General features: G+C 58.0%; 1 protein-coding gene. It reads right to left on the bottom strand.

The genetic code is table 11. The annotated features are described in order from the left end of the window. A partial coding sequence (locus HEM79_RS22195; protein WP_183082721.1) for a type VI secretion system Vgr family protein occupies positions 1-1872 on the bottom strand: 1872 nt, incomplete at its 3' end. Positions 1873-1947 lie beyond the last annotated feature (75 nt).

The following is a 1947-nucleotide window of genomic DNA, read 5'->3' as shown; positions in this document are numbered from 1 at the left end:
CAGGTCCGTCAGGGCATCCGTCAGCATTTTCTGACTCCGGATATCCGCCGGATACGCCTGCGCCGTTTCTGCCGCATCTGACAGACTCCGGGCAATACTCAGGGCATTTTCCAGCTGAGAAACTGCCTCCTGCATTGACAGCATCCTGTCGCCGGCAAATGCCTGTTTATCGGCGGTGATAAATACCCCTGCCCCACCACGAATGGATATATGCCTGTCCGTGCGCAGCTCTGCACCTTCCCCGCGCAGTTCACGGGAGGCATCCACGTTATGCCCCAGATTCAGCTGCGTCTTTCCCCCGTACTCCGTACTGAGCTTGATATGCTCCTCACCGCGCCTGTCCTCCATCCGCAGTTTGTTCAGGCCGGCTGTGCGGATTACATTACGCGTGTTGTTGGCTTCGGTGACGGGGTCTGCGTGGCGGGAGTCGTGCAGCGCATGGGCGATATACGGCCGGTCCGGGTCGCCTTCATGGAACGCGATAGCAACCTCCGTCCCCTGTATCAGCGGGAAGTGAAAACCGTATTTATCCCCGCCGTACGGTCTGGCAAAGCGCACCGGCATACTTTCCATGCCCTGACCTTTGTCGTCACGGTCGGCATCGAACTTCACCCGGTACATCCCCGACGCATCCTGCCACGCGTGGATATCGTTGTTCCTGGCGCTGGTCACCCGCGCCGTCATTGTCCCGCTCACCACCGGCCGTTTTTTAGCTGCCGGACGCCAGCAGCGGTTTTCGTAATACGGCATCCCTTCCCACGTCACGGTCAGGGCATCCTTACGGCCCGCACTGTAGACCGTACGGATAATCACAATACCGTTGTCCGTTTCTGACGGCAGGGTCGGCGGAACAGCCCGTTCACTGATGGTCAGCACCTGAGCCGGGGAAAGCCGGGCATCATTACTGCTGCCGCTGACCATTGTCTGTCCTGACAGAAAGCGTTCATGCTCAAGCCGCGCCCAGAAATTGCCGGTTTCCGCCGCCGGGGTGATTTTGTCGCCCCGTTCAAGATGACGCGGCAGGTAATGGTACACATCGCCGTAGGTGTTCCCTTCCCCGTCGCCACGGGTCATGTCCGCCGGCACCGACGTCAGGATGTTCTGCGCTTCACGGTGATTGTAATCATCCGCCGTCACGGAACGCGCCACCACATGATGCCGGACGTGAATCCCCCACACCGAATCCGCGCCATTGTCACTCATCCCCGACGGACTGCTGAGCGCCAGCGTTTTACCGAAGGTCCAGGCGCTCTGCCTGTCGGCAAAGTGCACCACTTCCGTCAGGGTGTCCGGCTGCAGGGTGAAAAAATAAAATATCCCCACTTCAGCCAGCAGGCGCTCAATAAACGCCAGGTCACTTTCCCGGTACTGGTTTATCTGCTCACGCTTCGGATAACCGGCTTTAAGAGTGAACTCATACTCCCAGCCTCTGAGACCATGCTCCTGCAGGACTTCGGTGACCACTTCCGGTACAGATTTATTGACGAAAAAACGGTGGGTGCGGTACTGCCTGCCCAGCAGGGACAGAAACGGCTCAATAATTATCCGGTACGTCGCCTGGTCACGTGAACCGCTGACACGACTGAAATCTGTCACCACCCCGTGCACCACTTTCTGCCCGCTCAGCCCCGTCAGTGGCCCGGTTCCCATGGTCAGCGTCGCCGGTTTACTCAGTAACTGCGATGCACTGATGTTCAGGTCACTGCTGGTAAACAGAACGGTGTACTGATACAGCCCGCTCATGCACTCCTCACCACTGAAGGTCTCCACATCCGGCGATGCGGTACAGGACGGAATATCCAGACGGTAGCGGTTCAGCCCGCCTTCAGTTAATGCAGACAGGGCGTTATTCAGCGTATCTGTCAGACTCATAATATTGACTCCATGGGATAACCCGTTGTCCATGACGCTGTTACCGGCGGGCAGGTTGCGGGATTAAATAAGGGA

The sequence above is a fragment of the Escherichia sp. 93.0816 genome (genome assembly GCF_013368855.2).
Classification (GTDB): Bacteria; Pseudomonadota; Gammaproteobacteria; order Enterobacterales; family Enterobacteriaceae; genus Escherichia; species Escherichia ruysiae.
This window is presented reverse-complemented; position numbering and strand designations above follow the sequence as displayed.